Source organism: Isoalcanivorax indicus (assembly GCF_003259185.1).
GTDB lineage: Bacteria > Pseudomonadota > Gammaproteobacteria > Pseudomonadales > Alcanivoracaceae > Isoalcanivorax > Isoalcanivorax indicus.
The window spans coordinates 2,096,811-2,114,647 of record NZ_QGMP01000001.1 but is presented as its reverse complement, the minus strand read 5'-3'; the positions used below and the strand labels follow the sequence as shown (position 1 = coordinate 2,114,647).

Sequence of the window (17,837 nt, the reverse complement as noted above, 5' to 3'; positions counted from 1 at the left end):
CCGATGACAGCACAGGCCCAAGAGCTGGTCCGGGAGCACCTGGACCGCATTCACCCGATCACCGAGCTTGATGACGTTCAGCGCGAAGCATTCCGCCAGCGTATCAGGCAATTGTTACAGCAGCGCGACGCGGTGCTCGTGGCTCACTATTACACCGATCCGGAAATCCAGGCGCTGGCGGAAGAGACTGGCGGCTGTGTCGCGGATTCGCTGGAAATGGCGCGCTTCGGCAAGGCACATCCGGCCTCGACCCTGATCGTGGCCGGTGTGCGTTTCATGGGCGAGACGGCCAAGATCCTGAGCCCGGAGAAGCGTGTGTTCATGCCGACGCTGGAGGCGACCTGCTCGCTGGATCTGGGATGCCCGGTAGAGACTTTCTCGGCGTTCTGCGATGCCCATCCGGATCGCACCGTGGTGGTGTATGCCAATACCTCGGCAGCCGTGAAAGCCCGCGCCGACTGGGTGGTGACATCCAGTATTGCGGTGGAGCTGATCGAACATCTGGACCGTCAGGGCGAAAAGATCCTGTGGGCGCCAGACAAGCACCTGGGCGATTACGTGGCCCGCCAGACTGGCGCCGATGTGCTGTGCTGGGACAGTGCCTGTATCGTGCATGAGGAATTCAAGGCGCGCGGGGTGCTGGAACTGAAGAAGGCGCATCCGGACGCGGCGGTGCTGGTGCACCCCGAATCACCGCAGGCGGTGGTGGACATTGCCGATGTGGTGGGCTCGACCTCCCAGCTCATCAAGGCGGCCTGTGATCTGCCCAACCAGACCCTGATTGTGGCCACTGACCGGGGCATCTTTTACAAGATGCAGCAGCTGGCACCCGGCAAGGCCTTCATTGAAGCGCCCACCGCCGGCAGCGGCGCCACCTGTCGCAGCTGCGCCCATTGCCCGTGGATGGCCATGAACGCGCTGGACAACATGTGCCGGGTGCTCGAGGACGAGCATGGCGCGGGACAGGAAATCTTCGTCGATCCGAAGATTGCGGAACAGGCCATGATCCCCCTGAACCGCATGCTCGACTTCGGCGCCTCTCTGAAACGCTGACGCGCAGCAGGCTGGGCTCGACCCAGCCTGCGTGCCGCCGTATCAGGCGGGCTGAGGGGTACGGCGACGGCGAGGACGGCTGTTGGCCGGTTTGTTGCCCCCGGGGGCGCTGCCCTGCGGGCGTTGTCCGCCGCCGTTGCCGCCACGACCCTGACTGCGGGCCTGACCGCCACCACCATTGCCACGACCGCCACCGCCACCGCGTTGCTGGCGCCCGTTGGGAATCGGTTCCGGCTTGATGCGCGGGTCCGGTTCGAAGCCGGGCAGTATTTCGACCGGCAGGCGTCGCTTGATCAGCTTTTCGATCCCGGCCAGCAGCTTGTCTTCGTCCACGCAGACCAGGGAAATGGCTTCCCCCACTGCGCCAGCCCGGCCCGTGCGGCCAATACGGTGCACATAGTCTTCTGCCACGTTCGGCAATTCGAAATTCACCACATGGGGCAATTCGCTGATATCGATACCGCGTGCGGCAATATCGGTGGCCACCAGCACTTGCAGACTGCCCGCCTTGAACTCGGCGAGGGCGCGTGTCCGTGCTGACTGGCTCTTGTTGCCATGGATGGCCAGGGCACTGATGCCCTGTTTCGCAAGCTGTTCGGCAAGGCGGTTGGCACCGTGCTTGGTGCGGGTAAAGACCAGCACCTGATACCAGTTGTGGCGGGTAATCAGTTCGGCCAGCAATTCGCGTTTGCGCTCGCGGTCCACGCGGTAGACCGTTTGTGCGACGGTATCCGCAGTGGCATTGCGGCGCGCCACTTCGATCAGGGCCGGGCTGTTCAGCAGGCTATCGGCCAGCGTCTTGATCTCATCGGAGAAGGTTGCCGAGAACAGCAGATTCTGCCGGTTCTTCGGCACCAGCCGCAGGACCTTGCGAATATCATGGATAAAGCCCATGTCGAGCATGCGGTCGGCTTCGTCCAGGACGAGGATCTCGATATTCGACAGATCGACAGTGCCCTGACCAGCGTGATCAAGCAGACGGCCGGGGCAGGCCACCAGGATATCGACGCGTTTCTTCAGGCGATCCACCTGCGGCTGCATGCCGACACCGCCGAACATGACCATGGAGGTGAGATCCACATGCTGGCCATACAGGCGCACGGATTCTTCCACCTGGGCGGCCAGCTCCCGGGTCGGGGCGAGGATCAGGGCGCGCACGGCGCCGCGTTTGCGCGGCGCTGTTTCGCTCAGACGCTGCAGGATCGGCAGGGTAAAGCCAGCGGTCTTGCCGGTGCCGGTCTGGGCGCCTGCCAGCAGGTCACCGCCCTGGAGTACGGCGGGAATGGCCTGGCGCTGGATCGGGGTGGGGGTGTCATAACCGCGCTCGCGCACGGCACGCAGAATGGCTTCGGACAAGCCAAGTTCAGAAAAGGACATGATGCTCCGGAAAAAGTCGGGCGCCCGTCGCTGCATTCAGGACCAGTCACGGGCGTAAAGAAAATCGGGAATAGGGCGCAATCGGCGCCGTCGCTGACTGGAAGCGACGCGGCAGTATAGCCCTCAGAAGCGCTCGTTGGCCAGCCGTTCCATTTCCTGGAGCCGGGCACGGACCTGGCTGTGCAGGGCAAACCGCTCGTTGCTCTGGTTCAGGGCAAAGCGCATCTGCTCCAGGCCGCGCTGTTCCTGACCAATGGCAAACAGGTACTCCCCCCGGGCCTGATGGGCGCGGGCGCGATCACCCTCCCTGCCCCAGGCGTCGGCCATCATGCTCCACAGCATCGGGTCCTGGCGTTTCAGCAGCAGGCGATCCAGCAGGCGGCGCGCCTCGGCGTAGTCCTCGGTGGCAATCAGATTGCGTGCCAGCATCACCGAGGTCGCATAGTTGCCGGGCATCAGATCCAGCACCTGTTCCAGAATCTCGATGGCACGGGCATGGTCATCGCGGTTTTCGGCCACTTCGGCCAGTGCCAGGCGGTACCAGAACTGGTCCGGGTCATGTTCCATCAGTCGATGCAATGTGCTTTCCGCCAGATCATACTGACGCGCGCGCAGGGCGCTCATGACCAGGCCGAAGCCGGCGGCCTGCTGGGCGATACTGCTGCCGCCTTCGTACTGGCCGCGAAAATGGGTCAGGGCCTGCTGGGCATCGCTGATGAAGGCGGCCTGAATACGGGCGCGGATCAGATCGAACTCCGGGGTGGCTCGCAGGCGTGGCCGGGCCAGGGACTCAGCGCGGTTGCGGCTGTCGGCAATCCGCGTTTCGGTGACCGGGTGGGTCAGCACGAATTCCGGCGGCGACCCCGCGTACTGGCGGCTGCGGGCCATACGCTCGAAGAATCGCGGCATGGCATGCGGGTCCATCCCCGCGTTGACCAGGGTCTGCATGCCCACCCGGTCCGCTTCGCGCTCGTGGTGGCGGGAGTAGGCCAGTTGTGACTGGATGGCGGCCGCCTGGCTGGTGGCGATACCGGCCATGCCGGCCTGGGCATCGCCGGCGATGGCCACCGCCAGGCTGGCCAGCATGGCGGCGAGCATGGCCTGGTTCATGCGGCGGCTGTCGGCATAGCGACGGGTGAAGTGACGCTGGCTCACGTGGGCGATTTCGTGGGCGACCACGGCGGCCACTTCGTCTTCGGTTTCGGCGTTCAGGAACAGGCCGGCATTGAGCCCGATGACGCCTCCGGGTACGGCAAACGCGTTGATCTCGCGATTATTCACCACCACGATGGCCAGATCCGGCTCCGCCAGATCGCTGTGCGATGCCAGCCGATAGACCAGATGCTCCACGTAATCCTGCACCAGCGGGTCCTGAAGGATAGGCGCCTGGCTGCGCAGGCTGCGCAGCCAGGCACGCCCGAGCCGGTACTCCTGCTCGGGGGTCAGAATGGTGCCGGTGGGGTCCCCCAGATCCGGAAGCTGGGTATTGGCGCCCACGGAGCCGCTGGCCAGTGCCATGATGAGCACCAGTGGCAACAACCGTATCAACGTGATCTCCTGTTCATGCCTGCGATCAGTATAATGCACTCAACGATGCTATGACGTGATGCGCGCCAGGGGGCCATGACCATGACCAGCGGCACAGTTGCCACCGGACCACTGCCCACCGCGGACGACGTCCTTGACGCGCGCGGCTTGCGTTGCCCCATGCCCCTGCTGCGCGCGCGGCAGGCCTTGCGCCACTTGCCGTCGGGGCACACCCTGCTGGTGCGCGCCACCGATGCCGGTTCACGACGCGACATTCCCGCCTATCTGAGACAATCAGGACATGAACTGGTTCGCAGTGGCGAGGTCGATGAAGAATTCTGGTTCCTGATCCGCACAGCCAAGGGAGACTCTTAAGTGCTGGATATTGTCCGTAACTGGTTTCGCGCCTATTTCTCGGACGAAGAGGCGGTATATCTGTTCTTCCTGCTCGCCGGGGGATTGCTGGTCATCCTGCTCTTTGGCGGCATGCTGGCGCCGGTGCTCACGGCGCTGGTGCTGGCTTACCTGATGCAGGGGCTGGTGAGCGCGCTGATGCGCTGGGGGTTGCCGGAGAAACTGGCGGTGCTGCTGGTCTACCTGCTGTTCGTCAGCCTGCTGGTGGCGACGCTGGTGTTGCTGTTGCCGGTGATCTGGAAGCAGACCGTGAATCTGGTCCAGGACCAGCTGCCACGTATTCTCAATAACAGCGAACGCTGGCTGCGCGAGCTGCCCGCCGCCTACCCGGACATGATTTCCATGCGCCAGGTGGATGCGATTGTCGACACGGCGCAGCATCAGCTCGCCAACGCCGGCCAGGCCGTGCTGTCCCTGTCCCTGGCGACCATTCCCAGCATTGTCGATGTGATGATCTTCCTGGTGCTGGTGCCGCTGCTGGTGTTCTTCTTTCTGGCCGACCGCAAGCGCCTGCTCGAGTGGAGCGCGTCGATGCTGCCAAACCGGCGCCGCGTACTGGGCAATGTCTGGGCCGAGATGGATCAGCAGATTGCCAATTATGTGCGTGGCAAGGCGATCGAAATCCTGATCGTCGGGGTGGTCACCTATATCGCCTTCAAAGTGCTCGGATTGAACTACGCGCTGCTGCTGGCGGTGCTGGTAGGCCTGTCGGTGGTGATTCCGTATATCGGTGCCACGGTGGTGACGATTCCGGTGGCCGCCGTGGCCTGGGTGCAGTTCGGCTGGGGTGGGGAATTCGCCCTCGTCATGATCGTCTATGGCGTGATCCAGTTTCTCGATGCCAACGTCCTGGTGCCGTTCCTGTTCTCCGAGGCCGTCAACCTGCACCCGGTGGCCATTATCACCGCCATCCTGTTCTTCGGGGGCCTGTGGGGGTTCTGGGGCGTCTTCTTCGCCATTCCGCTGGCGACGCTGATCAAGGCGGTGCTGTATGCCTGGCCGCGACAACAGCAGGGCGGGATAGTGGTGGATCCGCCGCCACCCTCCGTGGCGGCGGACGAGGCGCATAACGGGCCGCTCTGAGTGGGCAGCCCGGAGCGGCGGCGCGCTACAGCGCGCGCGCTGCCTCGAGCACGTCCTCAGCGTGGCCCTTGACCTTTACCTTGCGCCATTCCCGGCGCAGGGTGCTGTCGGCGTCAATCAGGAAGGTGCTGCGTTCAATGCCCTCGAACTCACGCCCGTACATCTTCTTCAGCTTGATCACGTCGAACAGCCGACACAGGGTTTCGTCCTCGTCCGAGATCAGCTCGAAGGGCAGCCCGAGTTTGTTGCGGAAATTCTCGTGGCTGCGCAGGCTGTCCTTGGACACGCCATACACCAGGCAACCGGCGTTCTCGAAATCGCTGTGCAGATCACGGAAGTCACTGCCCTCTGTGGTGCAGCCCGGCGTGTTGTCCTTGGGATAGAAATAGAGCACCACCTTGTGCCCCTTGAAGTCGCGTGAACGGACGGTCTGGCCGCTGGTGGCGGCGGCGGTGAAGGCAGGAATGGTCTTGTCCAGTTGTGCGGTCTTGCTCATCGGCTGTCCTCTGTTGAACCGTGGCAGGCTTCAGCTACGGCGGGGTTGCAGGGTGGCATCAAGATTGCGTTCTTCGCAGAAATCCAGGAAGGCATCGCGCAACCGGGCCACGGATTCTTCAACCGGCACGCTCAGCGTCAGGTGAAGGCTGAACATGCGCGTGCCGGTATGCGGAGCGGCATAGGTGCCGGTACTCAGATCACTGATGTTGATACCCCGGGCGGAGAAGAACTGGGCGATCTCATGGACGATGCCCGGATGGTCCATGGCCACCACCTCCACCTGGTAGGGACGGGCGCCTGCGGGCGCTTCCCGAGGTGCCGTACGGCGCAGGGTCAGGGTCAGGTCCAGTTCGCCCGCGACCGGCGGCAGGGCCTCCTCCAGTCGGGCCAGGGTGGCCTCATTGCCGCTGACCAGCATCAGCACGGCGAACTCGCCGCCGAGCACGGTCATTCGGGAGTCGAGAATATTGCCCTGTTCGGCCAGCACGGCGCCGGAGAGGGCGCGTACGATACCCGGGCGGTCGGAACCCAGCGCCGAAATGACGATCAATTGATCCATGCCTGCTTTCCTTGTGTGTGCCTGTGTAGGGCCTGGGGTGTAGGGCCAGGGGAAAGAGTGTACCGGCCTGCGCGGATGGCTTGAAGCCAGCACGGCGTCGGGCCGTACACGGCGCCAGTTGTCGCCGCCGGGGGCGGCCAGTACCATATGGCGCCTTTCACCATGATGATGCCGGAGCAAACGTGGACATTCGCGGCAGTATTGTAGCGCTGGTTACCCCGATGCATGCCGATGGTTCGGTGGACTGGGAGCGCCTGAGAAAACTGGTTGACTGGCATGTGGCCGAAGGGACCCATGCCATTGTTGCCGTGGGCACCACCGGCGAGTCTGCCACGCTCGGCTTCGAGGAACACGATCTGGTCATCCGCGAGATCATCTCGGCGGCGGCCGGGCGTATCCCTGTGATTGCCGGCACCGGCGCCAATTCCACCGAAGAGGCCATTCGCCTGACCCGCGACGCCCAGCGCGCTGGTGCCGATGCCTGTCTGCTGGTGACGCCGTACTACAACAAGCCGACCCAGGAAGGTTTGTACCAGCATTACCTGGCCATCGCCCGGGAAGTGGATATCCCGCAGATTCTCTATAACGTGCCGGGGCGCACGGCCTGTGACATGCTGCCGGAGACGGTGGAGCGCCTGAGCAAGGTGCCGAACATCGTCGGCATCAAGGAAGCCACCGGCAACCTGGATCGTGCCCGTGAACTGATGGAGCGTTGCAGCCCGGATTTCATGCTGTACTCCGGTGATGACGCCACGGCCATCGATTTCATCCTGCTGGGTGGCCATGGCAATGTGTCCGTGACCGCCAACGTGGTGCCGGGCACCATGGCTGCGGCCTGTAATGCGGCACTGGCCGGTGAGGGTGACGAGGCGCGCCGCCTGAACGCGCAGATGGAAGCCCTGCATCGGGTGCTGTTCGTGGAATCCAATCCGATTCCGGTCAAGTGGGCCCTGTACGAGATGGGGCGCATTGATCGGGGTATTCGTCTGCCGTTGACCCCGTTGTCGGCGCCAGCCCAGGAACGTGTGCGGCAAACCCTGCGTGAGTGCGGTTTGCTGGAGGTGAAATGAGAGAAGGTCAAATGAGGGCGCTGCCGGTGGCCGCATGGCTGCTCGTGCTGGGCAGCAGCCTGGTGACCGGCTGCAGCTGGTTGCCGGATCGCACCCTGGTCTATCGCGATGCGGAGACGGCCGAACGTATGGAGGTGCCCGAGGGCATGCATTTCGTCGGCTTCCAGGACAGTTACCCGATCCCTGACGCGGAAGACCGGGTGGCGCCCTCCGGAGAGCGTTTCCGGGCGCCTTCCCCGCCGCAGCTGGCGATTCTTGGCCGCCTGGGTGAGGACGCCGACGCCGCGCAGAGCGAAGACCCTGGTCGCCTTACGGCCATCATGGGGCGTGACGGTAACGGCTACCCGATCCTGATGCTCAGCACCCAGTTTGTCTGGGCGTGGGAGTATGTGGGCCAGGCACTCGGGCGCACCGACCTGAACATTGAAGACCGCAACCGGGAATCCGGTATCTATTACATTCGCGTGCCGTCCAGCTACGGTCTCAGCGAGCGGCAGGCACAGATCAAGTTGAGCCATACGGTCAACGGCATCCAGGTGGCGGTGCTGAACCAGCGTGGTACCACCCTGGTGCAGCAGGCGCCGGGGCAGGCGATTCTCGAGCGCCTGTACAACGAATTGTGAAGAGTGACCTGTGAAGTTCGCCTCGCTCGGCAGTGGCAGCAAGGGCAATGCCACCCTGGTGCAGAGCGATGACACCCTGGTGTTGGTGGACTGCGGCTTTTCGGTCAGGGAAACCCTGGCACGCATGGCCGGACAGGGTATTGATCCCGCCCGGCTGACCGCCATTTTCGTGACCCACGAGCACGGTGACCATGTGCGTGGCGTCTTGCCGCTGGCGCGGCGCCTCGGGGTGCCGGTCTACCTCAGCCACGGCACCGCCCGTGCGCTGGCGGAGCGCGGCGCCCGGCACGACGCCGGCGGCGTGACCCTGCATGAGGTGCGACCGGGGCGCGACGTAACGGTCGGGGCCCTGACCATCACGCCGGTGCCGGTACCCCATGATGCACGCGAGCCCTGCCAGTATGTGCTTGCAGACGCCCGCTACCGGCTTGGGGTGCTTACCGATCTGGGCATGATCACCACGCATGTCAGCGAGGCTTACGCCGCCTGTGATGCACTGGTGCTGGAATGCAATCATGATATGGACATGCTGGCCAATGGCCGCTATCCGCTGTCGCTGAAACGGCGTGTGGGTGGTCAGTGGGGGCATCTGAATAATCGGCAGGCCGCCTCGCTGGTGGCCGAGCTGGAGCAGGACCGGCTTCAGCATCTGGTGCTGTCGCACCTGAGCGAGGAAAACAACACCCCGGCTCACGCCCTGGAAGCGGTGGCGGAAGCGGGATTCGATGACAGGCGCCGCCTGCGGGTGGCGAACCAGGCCGAGGGCTTCCCCTGGCTGGCCGTGGAATGACGAACGGATGGAACAGATGGAAAAGCGCACAGAACTGTATTCCGGCAAGGCCAAATCCGTGTTCACCACGGACGATGACAACCTGATGGTGCTGAGTTTTCGCGATGACACCTCAGCGTTTGACGGCAAGAAGATGGAGAAGCTGGCGCGCAAGGGGGCGGTGAACAACCAGTTCAATGCCTTCATCATGGAAAAGCTCGCCGAGGCGGGTATTCCTACCCATTTCGTCAAACGCCTGTCGGCCAACGAATCACTGGTCAAGCGGTTGCAGATGATTCCGGTGGAGTGCGTGGTGCGCAACCTGGCCGCCGGCAGCCTGTGCCGGCGCCTGGGCGTGGAAGAGGGCAAGGAACTGAATCCGCCCACCTTCGAGATGTTCCTGAAGAACGACGCCCTGGGCGACCCGATGATCAACGAATTCCACGTGCGCAGCTTCGGCTGGGCCGAGCCGGGCCAGATCGAACAGATGAAGGTGCTGACCTTCAAGGTCAACGACATCCTGAAGCAACTGTTTCTGGATGGCGGCATGTTGCTGGTGGACTACAAGCTCGAATTCGGCGTTTTTGATGGCGAGGTGCTGCTGGGTGACGAATTCAGCCCCGACGGCTGCCGCCTGTGGGATGCCGAGACTCGCGAGAAGCTGGACAAGGACCGCTTCCGCCAGGGCCTTGGTGGTGTGGTGGAAGCCTACGAAGAAGTGGGTCGCCGCCTGGGCATGACCTTCGAATACTGATCCCTCACACTTCCTGTCCAGTGCTCCCCGTCCGGGGAGCACTGTCCCCGTTTTCCCCTGTACGCTCCCCCTGCTTGTGCACTTGGTCGTATTCCTGCGCGCGGCGCTTGCTATCTGGCCTGCGCCTGGTTTTGAATTGGTCACTTAATAACCATGCAAGACCCATAACAATAACGAACAGGTGAATCATGAAAACGCTGACAAGAATAGTCCTGTTGAGCCTGCTGGTGAGTTTGCTTTCCGGCTGTTTCCTGACCAAGATCGTGACGACGCCCATGCGACTGGTCGGGTCTGCGGGGACAGTGGTCGGATCAACCCTGTCGGTGCTGCCGGTGGTGGGTAACCCGATCAACGACGTATTTCGTGAGGCCAATGCCTCCATTGACAAGGTGGCCGATCGTATCGACGACATCCCGATCTGAACGGGGGCGTTGCCGCGTCGGCTCTGCACAGGGAGCGCCGATGTTTCATATCCAGACACTCAACCAGATAGCCGTTTGCGGTCTGGAGCGGTTTCCCCGCGATCGTTATGAAGTGGCCAGCGAATTCACCCAGCCGGATGCCATCCTGCTGCGGTCCCACCGGCTGGGCGCTGACGCACTCGGCGAGGGTCTGAAGGCCGTTGCCCGCGCGGGTGCCGGGGTCAACAACATTGATGTGGCCGCCTGCACCGAAGCGGGTATCCCGGTGTTCAATACGCCCGGCGCCAACGCCAATGCCGTCAAGGAACTGGTGCTGGCGGCCCTGTTGCTGGGGTCGCGCGGCATCATGCAGGGCATCGAGTGGGTGCGCGGTCTGGAGATCAACGACGAGGCGGCGCTGCATGCGGCGGTTGAAGCGGGCAAGAAGCAGTTCCGTGGTCGTGAGCTGGCCGGGCGAACCCTGGGGGTGGTCGGCCTGGGGGCCATCGGCTCGAAGGTGGCCGAAATGGGGCTGGCACTGGGTATGCGGGTGATCGGCTATGATCCGGCGCTGTCGGTGGAGGCCGCCTGGCGGCTGCCCAATCAGGTCGGTCGCATGGACAGCCTGGCGGCGCTGATGTCACGGGCCGACTATATCAGCCTGCACTTGCCCCTGTTGCCCGCGACCCGTCACCTGATCAATGGCGATGCCCTGGGCGCGCTGAGGCCGGGGGCCTGCCTGCTCAATTTTGCCCGCGACGGTATTGTTGATGATCGGGCGGCGCTGGAGGCGTTGCAGGGCGGGCGGCTGCGTGCCTACCTTACGGATTTCCCCTCGACCTTGTTGCAGGGCGTGCCCGGCGTGGTGGCAACGCCCCACCTGGGCGCCAGCACCGGCGAATCCGAGGAGAACTGCGCCCGCATGGCAGCGGATCAACTGATCGACTTTCTGGAGCACGGGAATATCGTCAATGCCGTCAATTTCCCGACGCTGGTACTGGAGCGCAACGGCGGTGTCCGGCTGGCGGTCACCAACCGCAATGTGCCCAAGATGCTGGGTCATGTGCTGTCGGTGCTGGCGGACGCCGAGCTGAATGTGGTCGATATGCTCAACAAGAGCCGTGAAGAGATTGCCTATAACCTGCTGGATCTGGAAACCGCCCCGGCGCCCGACGTGCTGGCCCGCATCGCGGCCATTGAGGGCGTGGTGAATGTGCGCCAGTTGCCGCCGCCTGCCACCTGAAGGGTCTGGCGGCTTGTCATACTCCGGCCGCTTGCCCACAATAAGTCCCCACAGCTGGTAACAACAGCTCATAACAACAATAAAGAGGACTCCTCCGTGACCCTGATTCGCGTACTTCTGCTGGCGCTGCTGCTGTCGCCGGGCTTTGCCCGTGCCGAACTGCTGGTGGGTGCCGGCTTCCTCAATGGCGTGGTCGGCCCGAATATCGAATGGGCCTGGCGGCATACCTCCGTCTGGGCACTGCCCGGTGCGCATATCGGTAGCCAGGGCTTCCAGGATGACGATCTGCGCTGGGCGGTCGGCATGCGCCGTCGCCTTGATGGCGGGACGACCGTGACCAACGGTTTCTTCGGCGGCCTGCTGGCGGGCGATCTGGGCGGCGAGAAACGTTACGAACGCCTGGGGCTGGGCGCCGAAATGGGGCATCAGTGGGTGGGCAACCATGTCCGCCTGACACTCAGTGCCGGCCTGGCCGTGCTGGAGCCGCTGGATTGTGGCGACTATCGACCGTCTGCACAGTGTGACACCGAGGCAAAACGCCGTCGTCATGACCTGGATGCAGAGCCGCAACTCACCCTGGGTGTGACCCTCAGCCTGCGTCGATGAGGGGGTTGTCTGAGCTTTTCGGCCCGCAAGGGTGCAGTGGTGCTACGAAGTTTTGCACAGCTTTTGAGCATATTTCACGAATGTTTCAGCATCATGGCGTAACCCCTTGATTTCTCCGGGTGATTGTGTAACCCAATGAAAAACATAAGATTTATTTTTTGAGCACTTTTTCGTCAGTTTGCCGGTTCGCCGCTTCTCAGGGGGCTTGCGCCAGTTTCCCACACTATTACGCACAGAGTTATCCACAGATTCTGTGGGTAACTTGAGCGTTGCATTTCTGGCACTGTTCCCGGCATCCGGTTGTAGTATAGTCGGACAGCTTGCAGAGCACGGCGCGTGAATTGTTGAACAAATCGAAGGGATGCCGGTGAGTTTCAAAGCCAACGACAGTCTGTCCGAGCAAATTGCCCAGCATCTGGGCCGCCAGATCATCCGTGGCGAGATGTTGCCCGGCGACCGCATTCAGGAACTGCGTATCGCTGCCGAACTGGAGGTGAGCCGCGGTTCTGTCCGTGAAGCCCTCCTGATTTTGCAACGTCGCCATCTGATCGACATCCTGCCGCGCCGGGGCGCGGTGGTGAAGGACATGTCCGAGGCCCATGTGCGTGGCCTCTACGAGGTCATGCAGGTGCTGCTGGGGCTGGTGATTCGCAAGGCCATCAAGGTCATGAAGGAAGACGACCTCGATCCCTTTATCGAGCTGATTCACCTGCTCCAGGTCCAGGTGGAGGAACGCGACACCGAGGCCTTCTTCGAGCATAGTTTCGCCTTCTTCGGGTTGGCCTATCCCTTTGCCCGCAACGCCTTTGTCGAGGATATCCTCGACAATCTGGAGCCCGCCATCCAGCGGGCCTACTACATGGCCTTGCACATCGACCAGGATGAGATGAAGGAATGCCTGGCCTTCTTCAAGGCGATCATTGAGACCATCTTCCGCCGCGATGTGCGCTCTGCTCTGGAAATCATTCGCGAGTTCGCCGAGCACCAGTCTTCACTGGTGCAGGAGTCCATTGTGCGGGCACGCCAGATCGAGGCCGCCTGGGGCAATCGCCGCCGCAAGTAGGGGCATTTCTGGCGTGTTTTATATACACTAGCCGTTTTTCCGGTATTGCCCGTCAGGCGCCGCGCCGGGACAGGCAAGTGTTTGATTTCACAGGCGCCGCCGGACGCGGCACCACGACCAGGTTCATCACGGCTATGCGACTGAAAAGTATCAAGCTCGCGGGATTCAAGTCCTTTGTAGACCCGACCACCGCCCTGTTCCCGGAGAACCTGACCGCTGTCGTCGGTCCCAACGGCTGTGGCAAGTCGAACATCATCGACGCTGTGCGCTGGGTGATGGGGGAGTCCTCGGCCAAGCACCTGCGCGGCGAGTCGATGACCGATGTCATCTTCAATGGCTCCAACGGCCGCAAGCCGGTGGCCCAGGCCTCTATCGAACTGGTATTTGACAACAGCGACGGCAAGATTGGTGGCGAATACGCCAGCTTTGCCGAGATCGGCGTGCGTCGCATGGTCACCCGCGACGGCCAGTCTGCCTACTTCCTCAATGGCACCAAGTGCCGCCGCAAGGACATCACCGACCTGTTTCTGGGCACCGGCCTGGGCGCGCGCAGCTATGCCATTATCGAGCAGGGCATGATCTCGCGGCTGATCGAGGCCAAGCCGGAGGAACTGCGCGTCTATATCGAAGAGGCGGCGGGGATTTCACGCTACAAGGAACGCCGCCGTGAAACCGAGAACCGCATGCGCCGCACCCGGGAAAACCTGGAGCGGCTGACCGATATTCGCGACGAGCTGGGGCGTCAGCTGGAGCGCCTGTCACGGCAGGCCGCCGCGGCAGAAAAATACAAGCAGTACAAGGAAGAAGAGCGCCAGCTTGGCGCCCAGGTGCGCGCCCTGCGCTGGCGTTCGCTGAATACCCAGGTCGAGCAGATCGAGCACGTGATGCGCGAACTGGAAGTGGCGGTGGAAGCACGTATTGCCGAGCAGCGCCGGGTGGATGCCGAACTGGAGCGGTTGCGCGACAGCCACACGGATGTGCAGGATCGCTTCAACTCGGTACAGCAGCACTATTACGGGCTGGGTGCCGAAGTGGCGCGCCTGGAGCAGAGCATCCAGCATCAGCGTGAGCGCAAGCAGCAACTGAACGAAGAGCTGATGCAGGTGGAGCAGAACTGGCGCGAGGCCAGCAGCCATCTGAGCAGCGACGGCGAGCGTATCGCTGAACTGGATGAAAAGCTGGCCGAGCTGGAGCCGCAGCTGGAGATGCTGCGTGAGCAGGAAGCCGAAGCCAGCGAAGGGCTGGCTGAGGCCGAAGAAGCGATGCAGCAGTGGCAGCAGCAATGGGAAGGCTTCAACCACAGCAGCGCCGAGTCGCGCCGCAAGGCGGAAGTGGAACAGTCACGCATCCAGCATCTGGAAACGTCTATCGAGCGCCTGACCGACCGTATGGACCGTCTGGGCAAGGAACAGGGCAGTCTGGATTCTGGCCCGCTGGCGGAGGAAATGCGCCAGTTCGAGGCACAGCAGGCGGAGCTGCGCGAGCAGCTTGAAGAAGCGGAAATGCGCGCCGAGGCGGTGCAGGAGCAGATCAGCGATATTCGCCGCGAGAACGGTGAGCGGGGCCGTGCCCTGGATGCCGACCGCGAGACCTTGCAGAAACTGACCAGTCGCCAGGCCACCCTGCAGGCCCTGCAGCAGGCGGCCATGGGGGATGACGGCAGTGTCAGCGACTGGCTGGCCAGCCATCAACTCAGTGAGCGGCCGCGTCTGGCAGACCAGTTGAGCGTTGAACCCGGCTGGGAGCGCGCCGTGGAAGTGGTGCTCGGTGACGCGCTGCAGGGGCTGTGTGTGGAAGGACTGGACCAGGTGGAATCCTGGCTCGGTGACCTGACCCAGGGGCGCGTCACCCTGCTGGTGTCCGGCAATGCCACGGGCGGCTCCGCGCAGGCCTCGGGCCGCACACTGGCCAGTCTGGTATCGGGGCCGGCCCCGGCGCTGCTGGGTCAGGTGCACGCTGTGGAAAGCCTGGGCGACGCGCTGGCGCTGCGGGCGCAGCTGGGCGCGGGCGAGTCTGCCGTGACCCGGGACGGCATCCAGGTGGGGCCGGACTGGCTGCGTGTGGCGCGTGAGCAGGATCAGGAAGCCGGTGTGCTGGCTCGCCGTCGTGAGCTCGAAGAGCTGGAAACCCGGGTGCCGGAACTGGAGGCCCGTGTGGCCGCCAATCGCGAGGCACTGGACGCCGGGCGCGAGCAGGTGCAGGAACTGGAGCAGGAGCGCGAGGAGCGCCAGCGCCAGACCACCCGCATCAACCGCGAACTGGGTGAGATCAATGCGCAGGTGAGCGCCCGCCAGGTACGGCTGGAGCAGATCACCATGCGTCGCGAACGACTGGGGCGTGAGCTTGATGAAAGCCGCGCCCAGCGCGAGCAGGAACAGGAACAACTGAAAGAGGCCCGCGCCATTCTGGCAGAAGCGCTGGATGCCATGGAGCAGGACAGCGGCCAGCGCGAGCAGCTGTTGTCGCACCGTGATGCTGCCCGCGCGCGGCTGGATGAAGCACGCCAGAAGGCGCGCCAGCAGCGCGATCAGACGCACCAGTTGGCCATGGAAGTGCAGGGCGCCCGTACCCAGGCTGATTCACTGCGTCAGGGGCTGGCCCGTCTGGATGTGCAGGTGGCCAGCCTGACCGAACGCAAGGCACTGCTGGAAAAGCAACTGGATGAAGGTGACGATCCGGGCATCGAGCTGAAAGCGCAGCTGGAGGAAAAGCTGGAGCTGCGGCTGGAGGCCGAGCAGCGCCTGCAAGAGGTGCGTCGCGAACTGGAAACCATCGATCACGAAGTGCGCAATCTGGATGGTCAGCGCCAGCAGTTTGAGCAGCAGGCTCAGGAAGTGCGGAGTGCACTGGATGCCAAGCGCATGCAATGGCAGGAAATCAAGGTGCGCCGCACCACGGTGCAGGAGCAATTGCAGGAACAGCAGTTCGATCTGCAGACTGTGCTGGCGAACCTGCCGGACGATGCCAGTGAGCAGCAGTGGAACGAGGAACTGGAAGCCATTGCCGCGCGTATCGGTCGCCTCGGCCAGATCAACCTGGCGGCCATCGACGAGTACAAGAGCCAGGCGGAGCGCAAGGACTATCTGGACCGGCAGAACGAAGACCTGGAAGATGCCCTGCGTACTCTGGAGAACGCCATTCGCAAGATCGATCGCGAAACGCGGACCCGCTTCAAGGAATATTTCGATCGTATCAACAAGGGATTGCAGGAGCTGTTCCCGAAAGTCTTCGGTGGGGGGCATGCCTACCTGGAGCTGACGGGCGAAGACTTGCTGGATACCGGCGTGGCCATCATGGCGCGGCCGCCGGGCAAACGGAACAGCACCATTCATCTGCTTTCGGGTGGGGAAAAGGCGCTGACGGCGCTGTCGCTGGTTTTCTCAATTTTTCAATTGAACCCGGCCCCCTTCTGTATGCTTGACGAAGTGGACGCACCGCTGGATGACGCGAACGTGGGGCGCTTCTGTAATCTGGTGCGCGAAATGTCCGAGGTGGTGCAGTTCATCTATATCACGCACAACAAGATCACCATGGAAATGGCCAGCGCGCTCATGGGCGTCACCATGCATGAGCCGGGCGTGTCACGTCTGGTTTCCGTGGATGTGGATCAGGCTGCCGAAATGGCAGCGCTTTGAGCAGCGGCATATGAAACGGCGCAACATGGAAGAGGCAAGGTTATGGGCCTGAATCTTGAGACCCTGGTCGGCATACTGGTTATTCTGATCCTGCTTATCATGGCAGACGGCCTGCGTCGCATGCTGCGTGAACGGCACTCTTCGTTGCGGATGAAGATCGAGCCCCGTCGCCACCGTGATGACGATGATGCTGCCGAACCCGTTGAGCACAATCCGGAACTGCCGTCGGGCGGCGCGCGGGTGGTGCAGCGTATGCTGGCCCAGCGCGCCGAACAGGAGGCCGCCGATGCCGCCCGCCAGGCGCGCGAAGCCGCCGAGGCCGATGCCGGTGATGGCGGCCGGGTATCGCCGCCGCTGGTGATGGAACCGGAAGATGTCCGTCAGGCCCCGGTGAGCCGTGCCACCCAGCAACCCCTGTTTGATGATGCCGATGATGCGGCAGGGGAGATCTCCGCCCCGCGCCCTGCCGCGCCGACGCCCCGGCCCGCTGCCCGGCCCTCTGCCCGGTCCACCTCCGCACCGCCCCCGGCGGCCGAGCCGCCCCGTGCGGCGATCCGTCATGATGACGACGCCGATGACGAGGCCATGCCCGCACTGCGCGCCACCCGCGAGGAGGCCTCCGCGCCGCCCGCGCCGCGGGCTACGGCGCCCCGGGAGCCGGCACCGCGTGAGGCGGCACGTCCGGCCGCCCGGGCAGAGCCGCCGCGCATGGCGCCGGACCTGCTGGAGGTGATTGTGGTCCATCTGATTGCCCCGCGCGGCAGCCGCTTCGATGGCCGCCTGCTGCTGGAGCAGCTGCTGGAGAATGGCCTGCGTTTCGGTGACATGAATATCTTCCACTGCCATCGCCGCGAAGCGGGCCGGGACGTGCTGCACTTCAGCATGGCTAACGCTGTGGAACCGGGTACTTTCGATATCGATCATATGGAAAGCGAGGCCTTCGCAGGCGTTACTTTCTTCCTCAAGTTGCCTGGGCCCGGCAAGCCGATTGCGGCCCTGGAAGGGATGCTGGAGACCGTACGCCGCCTGGCCGATGCGCTGGATGGCGAACTCAAGGATGAACAGCGCAGCGTGCTGACCCCGCAGACCATGGAGCATATGCGCCAGCGGGTGCAGGAATTCGAGCGCCGTATGCGTGTGCACCAGGGCAGCTGACACTGAT

General features: G+C 63.4%; 17 protein-coding genes. 13 read left to right on the top strand and 4 right to left on the bottom strand.

The window, feature by feature from the left end:
- Nucleotides 1-3 precede the first annotated feature (3 nt).
- Nucleotides 4-1,053 (top strand): quinolinate synthase NadA, encoded by a 1,050-nt coding sequence (gene nadA, locus DKW65_RS09650; protein WP_111657037.1) that lies wholly within the window; start codon nt 4-6, stop codon nt 1,051-1,053.
- A gap of 42 nt (nt 1,054-1,095) precedes the next feature.
- On the opposite strand, the gene DKW65_RS09645 is transcribed toward nadA, so the two are convergent.
- Entirely contained in the window at nt 1,096-2,430 is a 1,335-nt protein-coding gene (locus tag DKW65_RS09645) for a DEAD/DEAH box helicase (protein WP_111657036.1), read from the bottom strand.
- 123 nt (nt 2,431-2,553) lie between these two features.
- Nucleotides 2,554-3,978 (bottom strand): M48 family metalloprotease, encoded by a 1,425-nt coding sequence (locus DKW65_RS09640; RefSeq protein ID WP_245932458.1) that lies wholly within the window; start codon nt 3,976-3,978, stop codon nt 2,554-2,556.
- A gap of 81 nt (nt 3,979-4,059) precedes the next feature.
- Between DKW65_RS09640 and DKW65_RS09635 the strand changes: the two genes are divergently transcribed.
- Nucleotides 4,060-4,332 (top strand): sulfurtransferase TusA family protein, encoded by a 273-nt coding sequence (locus tag DKW65_RS09635; RefSeq protein WP_111657035.1) that lies wholly within the window; start codon nt 4,060-4,062, stop codon nt 4,330-4,332.
- Nucleotides 4,333-5,454 (top strand): AI-2E family transporter, encoded by a 1,122-nt coding sequence (locus tag DKW65_RS09630; RefSeq protein ID WP_111657034.1) that lies wholly within the window; start codon nt 4,333-4,335, stop codon nt 5,452-5,454. It begins immediately after the preceding gene.
- 25 nt (nt 5,455-5,479) lie between these two features.
- On the opposite strand, the gene DKW65_RS09625 is transcribed toward DKW65_RS09630, so the two are convergent.
- Together DKW65_RS09625 and DKW65_RS09620 are read right to left on the bottom strand one after the other, a co-directional pair.
- Nucleotides 5,480-5,950: a peroxiredoxin gene (locus DKW65_RS09625; protein ID WP_111657033.1), complete on the bottom strand. Its 471-nt coding sequence runs from the start codon at nt 5,948-5,950 to the stop codon at nt 5,480-5,482.
- A gap of 30 nt (nt 5,951-5,980) precedes the next feature.
- Complete coding sequence (locus tag DKW65_RS09620; RefSeq protein WP_111657032.1) at nt 5,981-6,511, bottom strand: glycine cleavage system transcriptional repressor; 531 nt, start codon at nt 6,509-6,511, stop codon at nt 5,981-5,983.
- Nucleotides 6,512-6,693: 182 nt separating this feature from the next.
- On the opposite strand from DKW65_RS09620, the gene dapA reads away from it, so the two are divergent.
- From dapA to zipA, 10 genes are all read left to right on the top strand, one after another.
- Nucleotides 6,694-7,581 carry a 4-hydroxy-tetrahydrodipicolinate synthase gene (dapA, locus tag DKW65_RS09615; RefSeq protein ID WP_211315764.1) on the top strand — a complete coding sequence of 296 codons (888 nt, stop codon included), beginning with the start codon at nt 6,694-6,696 and terminating at the stop codon, nt 7,579-7,581.
- Nucleotides 7,578-8,204: an outer membrane protein assembly factor BamC gene (gene bamC / locus DKW65_RS09610; protein WP_245932457.1), complete on the top strand. Its 627-nt coding sequence runs from the start codon at nt 7,578-7,580 to the stop codon at nt 8,202-8,204. The genes dapA and bamC overlap by 4 nt, the downstream gene beginning before the upstream one ends.
- Nucleotides 8,205-8,214: 10 nt before the next feature.
- The gene (locus tag DKW65_RS09605) at nt 8,215-8,994 is read left to right on the top strand and encodes an MBL fold metallo-hydrolase (RefSeq protein ID WP_111657030.1); all 780 of its coding nucleotides are present in this window, start codon (nt 8,215-8,217) and stop codon (nt 8,992-8,994) included.
- A gap of 16 nt (nt 8,995-9,010) precedes the next feature.
- Complete coding sequence (gene purC, locus DKW65_RS09600; RefSeq protein ID WP_111657610.1) at nt 9,011-9,727, top strand: phosphoribosylaminoimidazolesuccinocarboxamide synthase; 717 nt, start codon at nt 9,011-9,013, stop codon at nt 9,725-9,727.
- Between the two features lie 188 nt (nt 9,728-9,915).
- Nucleotides 9,916-10,149 (top strand): DUF6726 family protein, encoded by a 234-nt coding sequence (locus DKW65_RS09590; RefSeq protein ID WP_111657028.1) that lies wholly within the window; start codon nt 9,916-9,918, stop codon nt 10,147-10,149.
- A gap of 40 nt (nt 10,150-10,189) precedes the next feature.
- Nucleotides 10,190-11,371 (top strand): phosphoglycerate dehydrogenase, encoded by a 1,182-nt coding sequence (locus tag DKW65_RS09585; protein ID WP_111657027.1) that lies wholly within the window; start codon nt 10,190-10,192, stop codon nt 11,369-11,371.
- Nucleotides 11,372-11,467: 96 nt separating this feature from the next.
- Nucleotides 11,468-11,977 carry a hypothetical protein gene (locus tag DKW65_RS09580; protein ID WP_245932456.1) on the top strand — a complete coding sequence of 170 codons (510 nt, stop codon included), beginning with the start codon at nt 11,468-11,470 and terminating at the stop codon, nt 11,975-11,977.
- 361 nt (nt 11,978-12,338) lie between these two features.
- On the top strand, nt 12,339-13,040 hold the full coding sequence (locus tag DKW65_RS09575; RefSeq protein ID WP_245932455.1) for a GntR family transcriptional regulator: 702 nt from the start codon (nt 12,339-12,341) through the stop codon (nt 13,038-13,040).
- Nucleotides 13,041-13,174: 134 nt separating this feature from the next.
- Nucleotides 13,175-16,675 (top strand): chromosome segregation protein SMC, encoded by a 3,501-nt coding sequence (gene smc, locus DKW65_RS09570; RefSeq protein ID WP_111657607.1) that lies wholly within the window; start codon nt 13,175-13,177, stop codon nt 16,673-16,675.
- Nucleotides 16,676-16,717: 42 nt separating this feature from the next.
- Complete coding sequence (zipA, locus tag DKW65_RS09565; RefSeq protein WP_111657026.1) at nt 16,718-17,830, top strand: cell division protein ZipA; 1,113 nt, start codon at nt 16,718-16,720, stop codon at nt 17,828-17,830.
- Nucleotides 17,831-17,837 lie beyond the last annotated feature (7 nt).